We start from the raw sequence: 15,169 nt of genomic DNA, 5'->3' as shown, positions 1-15,169 counted from the left end.
TCAGGCCGAGCCGCCGCTTGCCGAGCGTTAGCGCCTCCGACTAGGCCAGATCCTCGATCTCGGCGTCGGTCAGCTCGCCCGGAACGATCGTCACCGGCAGCTTGCGCCCGCCGAAGCCCGAACCTTTGAGCACGGCGCTGACCAGAGGTCCTGGCCCTCGGGCTCCCGATCCTGCCGCCAGGACCAGAATCTTGATCTCGGGATCGTCGGCGCAGACCTTGCGGATGGCGGAGTGGGGATCGCCCTGTTCGATCAGGAAAACGGGCTTGGTCCCGGATCGCGACGCCGCCTCCTCGCCCAGCCGTGTCAGCAGCTCCTCGGCTTCCGCCCGCTGCTGACGTTCGATTTCCTCGCGCACGCCCGCCCAGTGCTCATCGGACTGATCGGGGATGATCCGGAGCAGCGCCACCCGGCCGCCGGTCGAGCGCGCCCGACGCGAGGCGTAGCGCAGCGCCGCCTCGAACTCGGGACTGTCGTCGACCACGACCAGGAACTTCCTCGGCATCAGAGCGTCCCCGTGACCTGCCGGATCTGACCGTTGGCGATGGTCAACTTGGCAAAGGTCCAGCCGGTGCCAGAAGCCTCGATCTCGTCAACCGAGGCGCGGACACCCTCGACCAGACCCTGCCGCGAGCCGATCCACGCATCGACGGCGGCTTCGGCGCTGGCTTCGTTGTCGCCTACCGCCGGATCGGAGACCTTGGCCACGGCGCGCGTCAGGGCGACCTGCTCGCCCATCAAGTCCTCGATCAGGCGGCGCACCGCGAGACGATCGAAGTGATCGACCGAAGGAACGGCACCAGCGGCCGCGCGCAGGCGATCGAAGTCGAAGGCGGCCCCGACCTGATGATACAGCCGCGCCATGCGAGGCTCGGACCACCCGGCTTCTCGCGCGAGGTCGCCGATGTCGGCCGTAGCTACCAGCGGGCGCAGCATCGAAATGGTCTGAGCCAGCTCCTCGCCCACGCCCATGTCAGCGAAGCGCTTCAGCCGCTCGGCCAGCCGCGTCTGTTCGAATCGAGACAGGACATCGCCGCCCGCAGCCCGCAGGGAGTCGGCCGCCGGACGGTAGGCCTCGATCAGGCCTGCCACCGTCGCGCCGGAGCGACCCGCGCGGCGTGCCAGCCAGAAGGTCTGGCGGCGAAGCACCGTCGAGATCTCGCTGTAGAGCGCCGTCTGGGTCTCGGCCGGAACCTTGAGGTCCAGGGCGCTTACCGCATCCCAGGCTTCGTCCAGCCGGAACACCCGCCGCGCTGCCTCGAACGCGATGACCAAGGCGGTAGTGTCGCAGCCCGACGCACCTCGCAGGCGGTCGGGGAAGGTCGGCCCCGCCATGTTGACGATCTCGTTGGACAGGACGGTCGCGATGATCTCGCGACGCAGCCGGTGCCCGCGCATCTGCCCCTCGAAGCGCCCCAGCGCCTGCGGGAAGTAGCGGACCAGGGTCTCCTCGAAGAAGGGGTCCTCCGGCGCCGTAGAGGCGACGATGTCGTCGGACAGCTCCAGCTTGGAATAGGCCATCAGCACGGCCAGTTCGGGGCGCGTCAGTGCCTGTCCCGCCTGCTTCATCTCCTGCACGCGCTGGTCGCTGGGCAGGCCCTCGACCTTGCGATCCAGCTTCCCGCGCGCCGTCAGCGCCTGCATGAACCTCTGCTGGGCGTCCAGACCATCGACGCCTTCCGCCTGCTGCAGCGTCAGGGCCAGGGTCTGATCGTAGTTGTGGGCCAGGACCTTGGCCGCCACCTCGTCCGTCATGGAGGCGAGCAATGGCACGCGCTCCTCGAGCGGCAGGACGCCGTTGGTCACGGCCGATCCGACCAGGATCTTGATGTTGACCTCGTGGTCAGAGGTGTCGACGCCGGCGGAGTTGTCGATGGCGTCGGTGTTGATCCGTCCGCCGCTCGCGGCGAAAGCGATCCGGCCCGCCTGGGTGAAGCCGAGGTTGGCGCCTTCGCCTACCACCTTGACCCTGAGCTCGTCGGCGTTGATCCGCAGAGCGTCGGTGCCCTTGTCGCCGACCTGGGCGTCGGTCTCGGCGACGGACTTCACATAGGTGCCGATGCCGCCGAGGTAGAGCAGTTCGGCAGGGGCCTTCAGGATGGCGCGGATCAGGCTGACGGGGTCCAGGCTGTCCTCGGCGATGTCCAGCGCCGCCTTGATCTCGGGCGTCAGCTCGATCGACTTGGCCCCGCGCGAGAAGACCCCGCCGCCCGCCGAGATCAGCGCCTTGTCATAGTCCTGCCAGGATGAGCGCGGCAGCTGGAACAGGCGGTTGCGCTCTTCCCACGACCGGGCCGGGTCAGGATTGGGGTCGATGAAGATGTCGCGGTGATCGAAGGCGGCGATCAGCTTCGAAGCCTTCGACAGCAAGAGCCCGTTGCCGAACACGTCGCCCGACATGTCGCCGACGCCGACGACCGTGAAGGGCTCGGACTGGATGTCCTTGCCGATCTCGCGGAAGTGGCGCTTGACCGCCTCCCAGGCGCCGCGCGCCGTGATGCCCATGGCCTTGTGGTCGTAGCCGACCGAGCCGCCCGAGGCGAAGGCGTCGTCCAGCCAGAAGCCGTACTCGGCCGAGACGCCGTTGGCGATGTCCGAGAAGGTCGCCGTGCCCTTGTCCGCCGCCACGACCAGATAGGGGTCGTCGCCCTCGAACGGCACGACGTTCGCCGGACGGATCACGCCGCCGTCCGCGCCGATGTTGTCGGTGATGTCCAGAAGGCCCGACAGGAAAGTCTTGTAGGCCCGGACGGCCTCGGCCTGCTGGGCGTCGCGGTCGCCGCCGGCGCGGACGATCCGCGACAGGTATTTGGGGAAGAAGCCGCCCTTGGACCCGACCGGCACGATGACGGCGTTCTTGACCTGCTGCGCCTTCACCAGGCCCAGCACCTCGGTGCGGAAGTCGTCGCGGCGATCCGACCAGCGCAGCCCACCCCGCGCCACGGGGCCGAAGCGCAGGTGCACGCCCTCGATGTGCGGGGCCCAGACGAAGATCTCGCGATAGGGCTTCGGCAACGGCAGATCGTCGAGCTCGCGCGAGGCGATCTTGATCGAGATGTGCGGCTTGGGCGCCCCGTCGGAACCGACCTGAAAGTAGTTGGTCCGCTTGACCGCCCCGATCAGGGCCGCGATCCGTCGCAGCGCTCTGTCGTGGTCGAGGCTCTTCACCTCCATCAGCAGGCGGTCGATCTTGGCCTGAAGCTCGCTGATCTGGCCGGCGCGGTCGTCGGCCGAGCCCCCGTGGGCGGGGTCGAACTTGCAGGCGAACAGCGAGACCAGAGCGCGCGCAATGGCGGGGTAGTCCCGCAGCGCCTCTTCCTGCACCGCCTGCGAAGGATCGAGCCCCGTCTGTTGCCGATAGCGGGCCAGGGTGCGGATCAGCGCCGCCTCGCGCCAGCCGACGCCCAGCTCCAGCACCAGGCGGTTGAAGCCGTCGCTCTCGGTGCGGCCGGTCCAGACGGCCTTGAAGGCCTCCTCGAACGGACCCTTCACATCGCCGAAGGCCAGAGCCTCGCCGCGTGGGTCTTCCAGCAGGAACTCATGGACATGGATCTCGCCGCCGCCGGTCGGATGCACGGCGTTGCCGAACTCTTCCAGCGTCTTCAGCCCCATGTCGGCCAGGATTGGCAGCACGTCCGACAACGGCACCGCCGCGCCCAGGTGATAGAGCTTGAAGCGGAACTGCAGCGGGCTGTCCGACGAATGGCGGAAGGCGCGCACGGCCACCGGCTCGCCTTCGCCCAGGCGGTCGAACTCCTGCAGATCGGCCACGGCCTCGGCCGCATCGTAGCGGGCTCGGTAGCCCGGACCGAAAGCCTCGGCCCAGCGCGAGCTGAGCGCGCCGATCTCCACGTCGTCGATGTCGGCCGCTCGCAGTGCGCCTTCGAACCGGTCGACCCAGCTGCGGCCGGCCTCGGTGATCTCGGCTTCCAGCGCCCGGGCGTCCGGCGTCGGATGGTCGCCCGGGGTCACACCGACGATGTAGTGGATGCGCACGAGCGGCGCGTCCGACAACTGCGGATACCAAGCCGACAGCCGCCCGCCCCAGGCGCGGGCCAGGATCTTGCCGATCCGCTCGCGGACGCCGGCGTCGTAGCGCTCTCGCGGGATGAAGGCGAGGACCGAGACGAACCGGTCAAACGGGTCCTTGCGCGTGAAGGTCTTGATCCGCGGGCGGTCGTAGAGGTGCAGGATGCCGAGCGCGGTCTCCAGCAGTTCGTCCTCGGAGATCTGGAAGAGCTCGTCCCGGGGATAGTTCTCCAGGATGTTCTTCAGCCGCTTCTCGTTGTGGCTGCCGGGAGCCTTGGCAGCGCGGGCGAGCGCATTGGCGACCTTCCGGCGGATCAGCGGCACCTGGGAGGCGGCGCGGTCATAGGCCTCGGCGGTGAACAGGCCGACGAAGCGGGTCTCGCCCGACGGGCGGCCGTCCTCGCCGTACCGCTTGACCCCGACGTAATCCATGTAAGCGCGGCGGTGCACCCGGCTGCGCAGATTGGCCTTGGCCACGGTGACCGGCTCGGACAGGTCCATCTGCCGCTTCATCTGGGCCGTCAGGACGGCGGGCTCGGACGACCGACGCAGCACCGTGCGCTCGCGATCGCGCAGCACGCCGACGCCCTCGGCCGACTGGTCCAGCGGCGCTTCGTGGGCATAGCCGCCGTCGGCGGTGCGCGGATAGTCGTAGTCGCGTGCGCCCAGGAAGACGAAGTGGTCGTCGTTCAGCCAGCGCAGGAAGGCGAGGTTCTCGGCCACGACCTCCGGGTCGATGCCGCCCGGCCGCGCCTCCAGATGGGCGACGGACCGCTCCATCAGTGCGCTCATCTTGCCGAAGTCGGCGACCGCCAGATGGACGTCCGACAGTGCCTCCGCCAGCGAAGCCGCCAGCGCCTCACGGCGGTCCTGGGGCAAGGGGTCCAGCACAACGACGATGACGGATTCGCGCGTGTCTCCGCCGTTCGCGCGACGCGACCCATCTGCCTGACGCGACAGGGCCAGAACCGGATGGAACAGGGCGCGCACCGACACGCCCGCGTCGGCCAATTCACCCATGGCGCTGTCGACCAGGAACGGACGGTCGTCCTGGACGATGCGCAGGACGTCGTAGGGGGTCTCACGACCACCGACGCTCAGCGGTTGGATGTTGATGAGAGGCGCCTCGCCCGGCGCGCGCCGCTCGCTCCAGCCCCAGGCGTCGGCCAGCAGGCCAGCGACGTCTTCCGGCGACAGCTCGGGCGTCTCGTCCTCGGCGTAGTCCTCAAACGCCTGGTCGACGAAGGACTGCTCCAGTCCATCGAGCGGACCTCCGCCGCCCCGGGCCCTGGCGAAGGCCGCTCTCAGGGCCTCCGCGCTGGAGATCGGAGCGGGAGAGCGGGTTTCGCCGGACATGGGCAGGTCTCGTTCAGCGCGGCCTTCATGCGGCCGCCGGTCGCAGACCCCGGCAATAGGCCCGCCCGCGTCCGGCGGGAAGCCCCGGCGAGCCCCGAGAAACGAAAAGGCCGCCGGACGGGCGTCCGACGGCCTCTCGTCAAGCCGGTGCTGGAGGGGGGTGGCACCGACCGATACCGCCACGGCCTTGGGAGGGGAGGGGTGGGCCGCAGCGTGTGATGCCCAAATGGGGGTCGAATGCGGCGATGCAAGGGCGCCCCGATCAGGGCTCGGACGCCGCCGGGCGCGGCGGTTTGACGCGGGGCGGGCGCTTCGCCGGCGGGCCGTGGTCGTGATGGTCCTCGTCCTCGTACGGCCGCCCGTTTCCGGAAAGCAGAACCGCGATCCAGCGTGACCCCTGAAACTCCGCCAGGATCGCCATGGCCATGACCAGCAGCGGCGTCGACAGGAACATGCCGACCACGCCCCACATCTTGCCCCATAGCGCCAGCGCCAGAAGCACGGCGACCGGATCGACGTTCTGGTTGTCGCCCTGCATGCGCGGCTGAACCAGATTGCCGACCACGAACAGGATGATCTGGAGCCCGACCAGCAGGATCAGCGCCGGCCAATAGGTCGGAAATTGGACCAGGGCGAAAAGCGGTGGGGCGAGCCCCGCGACCGCGCCCCCCAGCACCGGGATGAAGCCCACCACGAAGATGATGAAAGTCCAGAACTCTGCGTGCTGGAGCCCGACGACCCGCATCAGGATCCAGGCCGCGGCGCAGATGATGACGCCCGTCACCGCCTGGACCCACAGGTAACCCTCGACCCCGCCCCGAACGCGCTGGAACACCTCGAGCGCCTCGGACCGCTGTTCGCGGTGGGGAAACATGGCCACGATCTTGCGCCGGAACCCGGCCTGCGACGCCAGAAGGAACCCCAGGTAGACCATGACAAAGAAGGATCCGGACGCGACACCCTGCATCTGGAACGCCAGACCGGTCAGATAACCGCGCAGATCGATGTCCGCGATCAGTTCTGCTGCGGTTGGCGCGGCCGCCATCCCGAACAGGGCTGCAACATCGGCGATGATGGCGTCGATGCGGGGGCCGATGCCGCTGGAGACGCCCGACATGTCGGTGAAGAAGGCCGCAGCCCCGTTCACGATGAAGGCGATGACGGCGAAGAAGATTGCGATGACCAGCAACAGGGCCGCGATGCCCGCTGTGTGGTCAGGCAGGTTGGTGTGGCGCTCGATCAGCCGCTTCACACCGTCGATCATGATCATCAGGAAGATGGCCATGGCCAGGGGCGTCAGGATGTCCCTGAGCCAGTAGAGCGCCGCGCCGACGGCCACGACCGCGAGAGTCACGAGCGCGTTGCGGGCGACGGTCGAGGTCGGGACGGCGATCGGTGGCTTCATGAGCGGACTGTCGGGGTGGCCGCGCGGCTGGTCAACCGGCGATCGTCTGGCGGCGCGCTGGGCGCTCGGCTAAGCAGGGCCGAGACCTTTCGGAGACCGCACCCATGCCCGACGCGCCCCCAGGCCTGTTTCTCGGTCAATCGGACAAGCCGGAAGTCCTGCTGTGGAACCGGGCCAACCGCCACGGCATCGTCGCGGGCGCGACCGGAACCGGCAAGACGGTCACCCTGCAGATCATGGCGCAGGGCTTTTCCGAAGCCGGGGTGCCGGTGTTCTGCGCCGACGTGAAGGGCGACCTTTCGGGCATCAGCCAGCCGGGGGCCCCCAACGAGAAGCTCCTGGCCCGCGCCGCCGGCATGAACCTGACGCTCGTTCCCAAGGCCGCGCCCACCGTCTTCTGGGACCTGTACGGACAAAAGGGACATCCGATTCGCACGACGGTGTCAGAGATCGGGCCTCTGCTGATGGCCCGGATGCTGGACCTGAACGACGTCCAGGAGGGTGTCCTGACCGTCGCCTTCCACGTCGCGGACAAGGAAGGTCTGCTGCTACTGGATTTGGACGACCTCCGCTCGGTCCTGACCTATGTCTCCGAAAACGCCGCTCGGATCGGCCGTGAGGTCGGCAATGTCGCCCCGGCCTCGGTTGCGGCCATCCAGCGCTCCCTGCTCCAGCTCGAACAGCAGGGCGGCAAGGCCTTCTTCGGCGAACCCGCATTGAAGCTAGAGGACATGATCCGCGTCGGCCTCGACGGCCGGGGCCAGGTCAATGTGCTGGATTCCACCAGGCTGATGGGCTCTCCGCGCCTGTATGCCGCCTTCCTCTTGTGGCTGCTGTCGGAGCTGTTCGAACAGCTGCCCGAGGTCGGAGATCCGGAGAAGCCACGCCTGGTCTTCTTCTTCGACGAGGCCCACCTGCTGTTCCGAGACGCCCCAAAGGCGCTGCTGGAAAAGGTCGAACAGGTCGTGCGCCTGATCCGCTCCAAGGGCGTCGGAGTCTATTTCGTCACCCAGAACCCGGCCGACATCCCCGACAGCGTCCTGGCCCAGCTGGGCAACCGCATCCAGCACGCGCTGCGCGCCTATACGCCCGCCGAACAGCGCGGCCTGAAGTCGGCGTCCGACAGCTTCCGCGCCAACCCCGCCTTCGACACCACTGAGGCCATCCAGGCGCTCGGCACCGGCGAGGCTGTGGTGTCGGTGCTGGACGAAAAGGGCGCGCCGACGGTGGTCCAGCGCACCCTGATCCGCCCGCCGGACAGCCGTCTGGGACCCGCCACCGACCCCGAGCGCGCCGCCATCATGGCCAACAGCCCGGTCAAGGGCGTCTACGACACCATGGTCGACCGGGAATCCGCCGAGGAAATCCTCGCCGCCCGCCATGCCCGCACCCAGGCCGAAACAGAACGGGTCGAGGCGGTGGAGAAAGCGGCTGCGCCGCGCGAGACCACCCGCTCACGCGCGCCCGCCGAACCGCGCGCGCCGCGCCGCTCCAACCGCCAGACGCCGATGGAAGCCCTGACCAAGTCGGTTCTGCGCACGGCCGGATCGACTCTTACGCGGGAAATCCTGCGCGGCGTCCTTGGGGGTCTGCGACGGCGCTGAGCCGTCTCAGATCAGCGACGTCAGGCGGGCGCTGGCCAGCTCGGCCAGAACGCCCGTCACCTGGGCCCCCGAGCCGGTCTGGACCACCACCTTGGCGGCGTAATGAGACAGGCTCCGGGTATCGGTCTGGACCATGGCCGAGCCCAGGAACAGCTGAGACTGGATCGGCCAGCGCGCCAGGACGCGGACGTTTCGATGCCGGTCGTCGGCCGTGATCATGTCCATCAAGGCGCTGAGGGCAGCGGGCTCGCCTTCCAGCACCTGCACGAAGACGCCGTCATGAAGAGCGAGCGCACCCGTGAGGCGACTCCTGGCGTTGTTGCGGACCGAGGTGGCGAAGATGGCCGAAAGGTCGATTGGACCTTCGGCCGGGGCGACCGCGTCGCTGCGATAGACGACGCGCTCGAGCGGATATGTCATGGATACTGATGGTCCGGCGGCGGATCCGCCCGTCATCTAGGGCCAAACGGCGATCTGGACCAACGACTTCCGCTCAGCGTGGGATCAATCGCCACATCCTGAGCGGATGCCGGACGGCCCCAGCCTCTTCACCCGCCGCCGCGCCCCGGCCCGCATAGAAGTCCGCGCGCACCGGTCCCCGGATGGCCGAGCCCGTGTCCAGCGCCATGACCAACCCCCGATAGCTGCCCCGCGCCCCGCGCAGGTTGCCGCTGTCCGCAGATATCCAGACCAGGTCACCATAGGTCCAGCTGCCCGGATCGACCGCGATGGCGCGCCTCGGCGGCAATGGCACCCCGGCCGCTCCCGCAGGATCGCCGCCATCATCGGGATCGAGGGCGAAATAGATGTAGCGCGGGTTGAGCGCCGTGATGGCGCGCGCCTCCGACCCCCGGTTCGCCGCCAGCCAGGAGCGAATGGCCTCGCCGGAGGTGCCGTTGGCGGGCAGGATGCCGCGTTCCGCCATCGGCCGGGCGATACCGACAAAGGGGCGGCCATTGTCCCCGGCATAGGCTGCGCGGGCCCTGGAACCATCCTCGAACGTCAGATAGCCGGACCCCTGGATCTGGAGAAAGAACAGGTCCTCCGCCCGCATCCAGGCCAGGGGCGGCGCGGGCGGCGGCCCGGCCTCGATCTCGGCGCGTACCGGACCGACCCAGCCGCGCGTCCAGCCCTCTGGGCGGGGCAGGACCGGCGCGTCGAATACCGCATCCGGCGCGCGACGCGCCTCATACTCCGGCGCGAAGTAGGCGGTCAGCAGGCCCGGTCCCCCGTCGGCGGTTTCGGCCTGGACGACAGAGAAGCCGGTTTCGAAGAATTCGCGGGCCATCGACGGCGTGACCGGCCGCGAGGTCTGCTGGATCAGCCGCCCGCGCTCGCAATGACGAACGGCGGCGGCTTCGCGCGCGACGCCGCAGGTCTGCACATAGGCGAGGAACGCTGCCAGATGGTCCTCGTCATCCCATCCAGCCAAGGTGGATGGGCCTGGCAACCCGGTGGCAGGCGAGGACGGCGGGGCGACGGACGGAATAGGGGCGATAGGGCCGCGCATTGGCACGCTCGGCGTTTGCGTCGCGCAGCCTGCGAGAAGCAGCCCAAGAACACCAAGCCACAGCCCGGCGATCCGGGCCGCGCGGCCGCCCGCACTCACGCGTTAGCGGGCTCGACGCGGGCGAGAACCCAGTTGGGGTCGGTGGCGCCCAGCGACCGTTCAAAGGTCCAGTGCTCGGCGGTGCGGCGCTCCTCGATGCGCGGCTCGGCCGTTGCGTCCGCGCCGGCCGGGAAGATCTTCGAGCGCAGCTCGGCGAGGAAGCGCACCTTGGCCACGGCCTTGTCGCCCTCGGCCGAGGCGATTTCCAGATCCGCGCGCGGGCCGTGCAGGAACTCGACCTCCTCGGTCTCGCCCCGGGTTTCGCGGGCGGCGATACCGGCCTCGAAGGATTCCAGCACCGACGGGGTCAGCAGCGGTTTCAACGCAGCGCGGTCGCCGGTGGCGTAGCCGCGCACAATCGTCTCATAGGCCTGACGCGCGCCCTCGATGAACTTGCCTGGGTCGAAACCGGGGTCGCGGGCACGCAGGGACGCGGCGGCGGCGAGGGCCGCGGCGTCGACGGCAGGCATCTTCGCCACAGGCTCGGGCGTCGCGGGTGCCTTGCCTAAAACTGGCACCTTGGACCCGTCCTCGGGTTGGCGGCCGACCTTCTTGCCCAGCACATTGTAGAGCTGGAACAGCACGACGGCCGCGATCACGGCGAAGATCACGATCGAGAATTCTACCGGCACGGTCACTTCCTGACGTTGGCGTCCGACGGCTCAGCGGCCGCCCGGACGAACTCGGTTGGACGATTAGGTGCCTATATAGGCGGGCGCAAGGCGGGCCGCACCCGGCCTCACCGCCCCGGCGAGCGTTGCGACATCGCGTCCCCGGTGCTAGTCGCGCGCACCTTCGTCCTTTTCGACGCCCAACCGACTGTTCGCACCATGACCGACGTCTCGCCCACCGACGCCTCCGGCGCTCCCGCCCAGCAGCCGATCGCGGGCTTCCGCATTCTGGCCCAGTATGTGCGCGACCTGTCGTTCGAGAACCCGCGCGCGCCGGACTCCCTGCGTCTGGAAGGCAAGCCCCAGATCGACATGGGTGTGGAGCTGAACGCGGGCGGTCGCCCGGACGGCCTGTTCGAGGTCGACGTCAAACTATCCATCAAGGCCTCGACCGAGACGACGCCGGTGTTCCACGTGGAACTGCTCTACGGCGGCCTTTTCCAGCTTCAGGGCGTGTCGGAGCAGGACATCGAGCCGATGCTTCTGATCGAATGTCCGCGCTACCTGTTCCCCTATGCGCGCGAAATCGTGGCCCGCGCCACGTCGGACGGCGGCTTCTATCCGCCCTTCATGCTGGACCCGATCGACTTCGCCGGCATCTACGCCGCGCGCATGCAGCAGGCGGCCCAGCAGGCCGGCGCGGCCTGATCCGTCAGGCGGCGGGCTCGACCTCGACGCCGTAACCCGCCCACAGCGACCGGTCCTTCAGCGTCTCCAGCAGGAAGGCCGCGTGCGCAGCGGCTTCCGCCTCGGTCAGGCGCGGCCCGACGGGCCGGGGACGAGGCGCATAGCCACCGCCTGACACGTCCTTCGTCGCCACCTGGACCGCCGTCCGGGCGGAGAGATCGAGTCGACGCTCCTTGCCGCCCTTCAGCTCCAGATAGACCTCGGCCAGCAGACGGGCATCGATCAGGGCGCCGTGCAGGGTGCGTTCGATCAGCGAAACCTTGAACCGCTTGCACAGGGCGTCCAGCGAATTCGCCATGCCCGGAAAGCGCTTCTGCGCCAGGGCGAGGGTGTCGATCCATCGGCTTTGATCGATCAGGGCATGACCGCACAGGCCACACTCGTGATCGATGAAGGCGCGGTCGAAGTTGGCGTTGTGGGCGATCACCGGGGCGTCGCCGATGAAGTCCATCAGATCGGCGACGATATCCTTGAACTTGGGCGCGTCCTTCACCTTGTCGTCGGTGATGCCGTGGACCTTGATCGCGCCCTCGGGAATCGACCGTTCCGGATTGACGAAGCGATGGAAGGTCCGGCCGGTCGGCAGCAGGTCCTCGATCTCGATGCAGCCGACCTCGATCAGGCGGTCGCCGGTCTTGGGGTCGAAGCCGGTGGTTTCAGTGTCGAGGACGATCTCGCGGGCCATGCCACCTTAATGGTGTGCTTCGTCCGGCGGCGAAAGAGTCCGGCGCGGCGGCGTCCACGCCGGAGCCAGAACCGTCCCCACGATTTCGGCGACTTGGGCGCGCGCGGCGTGCATCCCCGCCGAGGTGTCGACGATGAAGTCGGCTCGACGCCGCTTTTCGGCGTCCGGCGTCTGGCGCGTCAGGATGGCCTCGAACCGTTCGACCGTCATGCCGGGCCGGGCCAGGACCCGCTGCCTCTGGGTTTCCGCATCAGCCGTGACGACGACCACCGCATCCACGGCCCGGTCGCCGCCGGTCTCGAACAACAAGGGGATATCCAGCACGGCCAGCTTCACCCCTGCCGCCCGCGCCGCCTGGAGATTCGCGACCCGACCGGCGGCGACGAGCGGGTGGACGATGGTCTCCAACCGCCGAAACGCCGTCTCGTCCCGACCGAGGGCCTCGGCCAGTCGCGCCCGGTCGACGGCGCCGTCGATCACGACGCCCGGGAAAGCCTCGCCCACCGGCCCGACCGCCGCTCCGCCCGGCGCATAGAGGGCGTGGACGGCGTCATCGGCGTTCCAGACCACCGCGCCGTGCTCGGCGAACATGGTCGTCGTCGTCGACTTGCCCATGCCGATGGAGCCGGTCAGGCCGAGCAGGATCACTCCGCCTCTCCCAGATGCGCCAGCAACAGCGGCCGAGGATCGAAGGCCGGCGGCTCGGCGTCGAACAGGGTCCGGAACGACGGCGCCGCCTGGCCGACCAGCATGGCCAGGCCATCGACCGTGATCAGGCCCGCCGCCTTCGCCGCCGTCAAGAACGCGGTCTTGAGGGGTCGATAGGTCATGTCCATGACCACCGTCTCAGAAGCGAACCCGGCCGGATCGATCTCCGGCTTCACGCTCAGCGCATTGACGACCAGCCGGGCACCCTCGAACGCCCCGCTGCCGTCCGCCGCCTCGACACCAAGCCCGATATCGGCGGCCAGGGCCTCGGCCCTTTCCCGCGTGCGGTTGACGATGCGCACTCGGGCACCCGCGCCCGCCAGCGCCGCCACGGCCGCCCGCGCCGCGCCTCCGGCACCCAGCATGACCACTGGGGCGCCGTTCAGATCCAGCTCCGGAGCCTGATCCTTCAGGGCCCAGAGCAGGCCCTCGCCGTCGGCGCTGTCGGCCTCGACTCGGCCATCGCGGAACCTCAGGATATTCGCCGAGCCGCTGACGCGGGCGGTCTCGGAGACCGTATCCGCCAAGGCGAAAGCCTGCTCCTTGAAAGGCGCGGTGACGTTGACGCCAGCCAGCAGACCGGCCCGGCCGGCTTCGACCAGAACGGCAAATCCGTGCGCGTCACGGGGCGTGAAGGCCGCATAGACCGCGTCCAGCCCCAGCGCCTCGATCCAGGCGTTGTGGATGATGGGGCTGAGCGAGTGGGCGACCGGATTGCCGACGATGCCCGCCAGCCGCGCAGCCCCCGTGATCCGGCTCATGTCGCGATCGCTCCGACGCGACGCAGCTCGGCCAGCACGGACCACAAAGGCATGCCCAGCACGGTGAAGTAGTCGCCTTCGACCCGGTCGAACAACTGGCTGCCCATCCCCTCCAGCCGATAGGCTCCGACCGAGGCCAGGACCGGCTCACCCTCGGCCGCCAGATAGGCGTCCAGGAAGGCATCGGAGAAGTCGCGCATCCGCATCCGTACGGTATCGACGCCGGACCAAACGACCACGCTGTCCTTCGCCAGGGCAGCTCCGGAATGCAGCTGATGCTCGCGGCCACGCATCAACTTCAGACGATCACGCGCTGCGTAGAGGTTCGGAGCCTTGGAAATCAGGCCGCCATCGAAGGCCAGAGTCTGGTCCGACCCCAACACCCAGGCGCCGGGTCGCCTCTGGGAGACAGCCAAGGCCTTCGCCCTGGCCAGTTCTACAGCAAGGGCCACAGGGTCGTCCGACCCGGAAGCGGCCTTGATCGCGGGTTCATCCACCCCGGCGTCCTCGGCCTCGAACGGAACGCCCGCGCCCGCCAGCATCGCCCGGCGCGCCGCGCTGCGAGAGGCCAGGATCAGGGACGCGTTCACCAGCTGCCCCCTAACTGCCTGCTGCGCCGCTCGTTGAGCAGGTTCAGCACGGCTGCCGCCGTCTCCTCGACCGAACGCCGAGTGACGTCGATGGTGGGCCAACCGCGCCGTTCGAAGGCGCGACGGGCCTTGATCGTCTCCTCTCGCACGGCGTCGGGCTCGACATAGGAGGAGGCATGGTTGGCGTTCAGCCCATCCAGGCGATTGCGCCGGATCTGCACCAGCCGGTCGGGAGAAACAGTCAGACCGACGATCAGAGGATTCTTCAGGCCCACCAGCCGCTCGCCATCCTCCTGCCCCGGCACCAGCGGCACGTTGGCGGCGCGGACGCCGCGATGGGCCAGATAGATGCAGGTCGGAGTCTTGGACGTCCGGCTGACACCGACCAACACGACGTCGGCGCCTTCCAGTTGCTCGGCCGTGCCTTGGCCGTCGTCGTGGGCCATGGCGAAGTCCAAAGCGCCGATACGGTTGAAGTAGTCGTGATCGAGCGTGTGCTGGGCCCCGACCCGCGTCGACAGCGCCGCCCCCAGATATCGCGACAGGGCCCCGACCAGCGGATCCAGCGCCCCGATCTGGGGCATGTCCAACGCGCGGCAGCCTTCCTCCAGCTGTGCGCGCAGGTCGCGATCAACGATGGTGTGCAGGACCACGCCGGGCGCCGACGCCACCTCTGCCAGGACGCGCTCCATCTGCTTGTCCGACCGGACCAGGGCATAGATGTGCTCGATGGGAATGACGCCGTCGAATCGGGCCGTCACCGCCTTGGCCATGGCGTTCAGCGTCTCGCCGGTCGAGTCCGACACCAGGTGCACATGGAAGTAGGTGGCCAGGCGCGAAGCGCCGGCTGGGCGCGCCGGGCTCATGCGGATCGTCCGGGGACAGGGAGGGCGGCGGCGGTGCGAATGGCGAGGAATCCTGTGGACGACCCGGGGCGCCGACGGCTGAGGCCAGGGCGCCGATGTCTATAGCCGCGCGAGGATGCCGAGGCGAGCCGGGACGGAATCGGACAGCGTCGCTGTTCCGGACCCGGATCATCCCCGGCGCCCGGTTCCGCACTCGAT

General features: G+C 68.9%; 13 protein-coding genes. 2 read left to right on the top strand and 11 right to left on the bottom strand.

From position 1 onward, the window contains the following. Positions 1-40 precede the first annotated feature (40 nt). The 3 genes from Q333_RS0113025 to Q333_RS0113015 form a co-directional block, all read right to left on the bottom strand. A complete protein-coding gene (locus Q333_RS0113025; protein WP_029417560.1) occupies positions 41-505 on the bottom strand; it encodes a universal stress protein in 465 nt (154 codons plus the stop codon). Continuing rightward, positions 505-5,385: an NAD-glutamate dehydrogenase gene (locus Q333_RS0113020; RefSeq protein ID WP_029417559.1), complete on the bottom strand. Its 4,881-nt coding sequence runs from the start codon at positions 5,383-5,385 to the stop codon at positions 505-507. The genes Q333_RS0113025 and Q333_RS0113020 overlap by 1 nt, the downstream gene beginning before the upstream one ends. Positions 5,386-5,647: 262 nt before the next feature. Continuing rightward, positions 5,648-6,790: an AI-2E family transporter gene (locus Q333_RS0113015; protein ID WP_035294417.1), complete on the bottom strand. Its 1,143-nt coding sequence runs from the start codon at positions 6,788-6,790 to the stop codon at positions 5,648-5,650. A 104-nt stretch (positions 6,791-6,894) separates the two neighbouring features. Between Q333_RS0113015 and Q333_RS0113010 the strand changes: the two genes are divergently transcribed. Next, complete coding sequence (locus Q333_RS0113010; protein ID WP_029417555.1) at positions 6,895-8,394, top strand: helicase HerA-like domain-containing protein; 1,500 nt, start codon at positions 6,895-6,897, stop codon at positions 8,392-8,394. Positions 8,395-8,400: 6 nt separating this feature from the next. Here Q333_RS0113010 and Q333_RS0113005 read toward each other — a convergent pair whose 3' ends face one another. From Q333_RS0113005 to timA, 3 genes are all read right to left on the bottom strand, one after another. After that, entirely contained in the window at positions 8,401-8,814 is a 414-nt protein-coding gene (locus tag Q333_RS0113005) for a BLUF domain-containing protein (RefSeq protein ID WP_051651323.1), read from the bottom strand. Between the two features lie 73 nt (positions 8,815-8,887). Then, entirely contained in the window at positions 8,888-9,826 is a 939-nt protein-coding gene (locus tag Q333_RS0113000) for an MltA domain-containing protein (protein ID WP_245591548.1), read from the bottom strand. Positions 9,827-9,999: 173 nt separating this feature from the next. Then, positions 10,000-10,635, bottom strand: coding sequence for a TIM44-related membrane protein TimA (gene timA / locus Q333_RS0112995; RefSeq protein WP_029417552.1), 636 nt, complete (start codon positions 10,633-10,635; stop codon positions 10,000-10,002). 198 nt (positions 10,636-10,833) lie between these two features. On the opposite strand from timA, the gene secB reads away from it, so the two are divergent. Then, positions 10,834-11,322: a protein-export chaperone SecB gene (gene secB, locus Q333_RS0112990; protein ID WP_029417551.1), complete on the top strand. Its 489-nt coding sequence runs from the start codon at positions 10,834-10,836 to the stop codon at positions 11,320-11,322. Positions 11,323-11,326: 4 nt separating this feature from the next. Here the strand turns inward: secB and dnaQ are convergent, their stop codons facing one another. From dnaQ to Q333_RS0112965, 5 genes are read right to left on the bottom strand one after another with little or no spacing between them, the layout of a single operon-like run. After that, a complete protein-coding gene (gene dnaQ, locus Q333_RS0112985; protein ID WP_029417550.1) occupies positions 11,327-12,046 on the bottom strand; it encodes a DNA polymerase III subunit epsilon in 720 nt (239 codons plus the stop codon). A gap of 6 nt (positions 12,047-12,052) precedes the next feature. Then, positions 12,053-12,694 carry a dephospho-CoA kinase gene (gene coaE, locus Q333_RS0112980; RefSeq protein WP_029417548.1) on the bottom strand — a complete coding sequence of 214 codons (642 nt, stop codon included), beginning with the start codon at positions 12,692-12,694 and terminating at the stop codon, positions 12,053-12,055. Continuing rightward, positions 12,691-13,515: a shikimate dehydrogenase family protein gene (locus tag Q333_RS0112975; protein ID WP_029417546.1), complete on the bottom strand. Its 825-nt coding sequence runs from the start codon at positions 13,513-13,515 to the stop codon at positions 12,691-12,693. The genes coaE and Q333_RS0112975 overlap by 4 nt, the downstream gene beginning before the upstream one ends. Further along, positions 13,512-14,105, bottom strand: coding sequence for a Maf family protein (locus tag Q333_RS0112970; protein ID WP_029417544.1), 594 nt, complete (start codon positions 14,103-14,105; stop codon positions 13,512-13,514). Before Q333_RS0112970 ends, Q333_RS0112975 begins: the two co-directional genes overlap by 4 nt. Then, the gene (locus Q333_RS0112965) at positions 14,102-14,971 is read right to left on the bottom strand and encodes a pyruvate, water dikinase regulatory protein (RefSeq protein WP_029417542.1); all 870 of its coding nucleotides are present in this window, start codon (positions 14,969-14,971) and stop codon (positions 14,102-14,104) included. Before Q333_RS0112965 ends, Q333_RS0112970 begins: the two co-directional genes overlap by 4 nt. Between the last annotated feature and the right edge of the window lie 198 nt (positions 14,972-15,169).

This window comes from Brevundimonas bacteroides DSM 4726 (genome assembly GCF_000701445.1).
Taxonomy (GTDB): domain Bacteria; phylum Pseudomonadota; class Alphaproteobacteria; order Caulobacterales; family Caulobacteraceae; genus Brevundimonas; species Brevundimonas bacteroides.
Note: the sequence above shows the minus strand (reverse complement) of the source record. Positions and strands in the feature narration are given on the sequence as shown.

Excerpts from the sequence above, each read along its gene's own strand:
- Q333_RS0113025 (WP_029417560.1), bottom strand. The coding sequence starts at position 505 with ATGCCGAGGAAGTTCCTGGTCGTGGTCGACGACAGTCCCGAGTTCGAG.
- Q333_RS0113020 (WP_029417559.1), bottom strand. The coding sequence starts at position 5,385 with ATGTCCGGCGAAACCCGCTCTCCCGCTCCGATCTCCAGCGCGGAGGCC.
- Q333_RS0113015 (WP_035294417.1), bottom strand. The coding sequence starts at position 6,790 with ATGAAGCCACCGATCGCCGTCCCGACCTCGACCGTCGCCCGCAACGCG.
- Q333_RS0113010 (WP_029417555.1), top strand. The coding sequence starts at position 6,895 with ATGCCCGACGCGCCCCCAGGCCTGTTTCTCGGTCAATCGGACAAGCCG.
- Q333_RS0113005 (WP_051651323.1), bottom strand. The coding sequence starts at position 8,814 with ATGACATATCCGCTCGAGCGCGTCGTCTATCGCAGCGACGCGGTCGCC.
- secB (WP_029417551.1), top strand. The coding sequence starts at position 10,834 with ATGACCGACGTCTCGCCCACCGACGCCTCCGGCGCTCCCGCCCAGCAG.
- dnaQ (WP_029417550.1), bottom strand. The coding sequence starts at position 12,046 with ATGGCCCGCGAGATCGTCCTCGACACTGAAACCACCGGCTTCGACCCC.
- Q333_RS0112975 (WP_029417546.1), bottom strand. The coding sequence starts at position 13,515 with ATGAGCCGGATCACGGGGGCTGCGCGGCTGGCGGGCATCGTCGGCAAT.
- Q333_RS0112965 (WP_029417542.1), bottom strand. The coding sequence starts at position 14,971 with ATGAGCCCGGCGCGCCCAGCCGGCGCTTCGCGCCTGGCCACCTACTTC.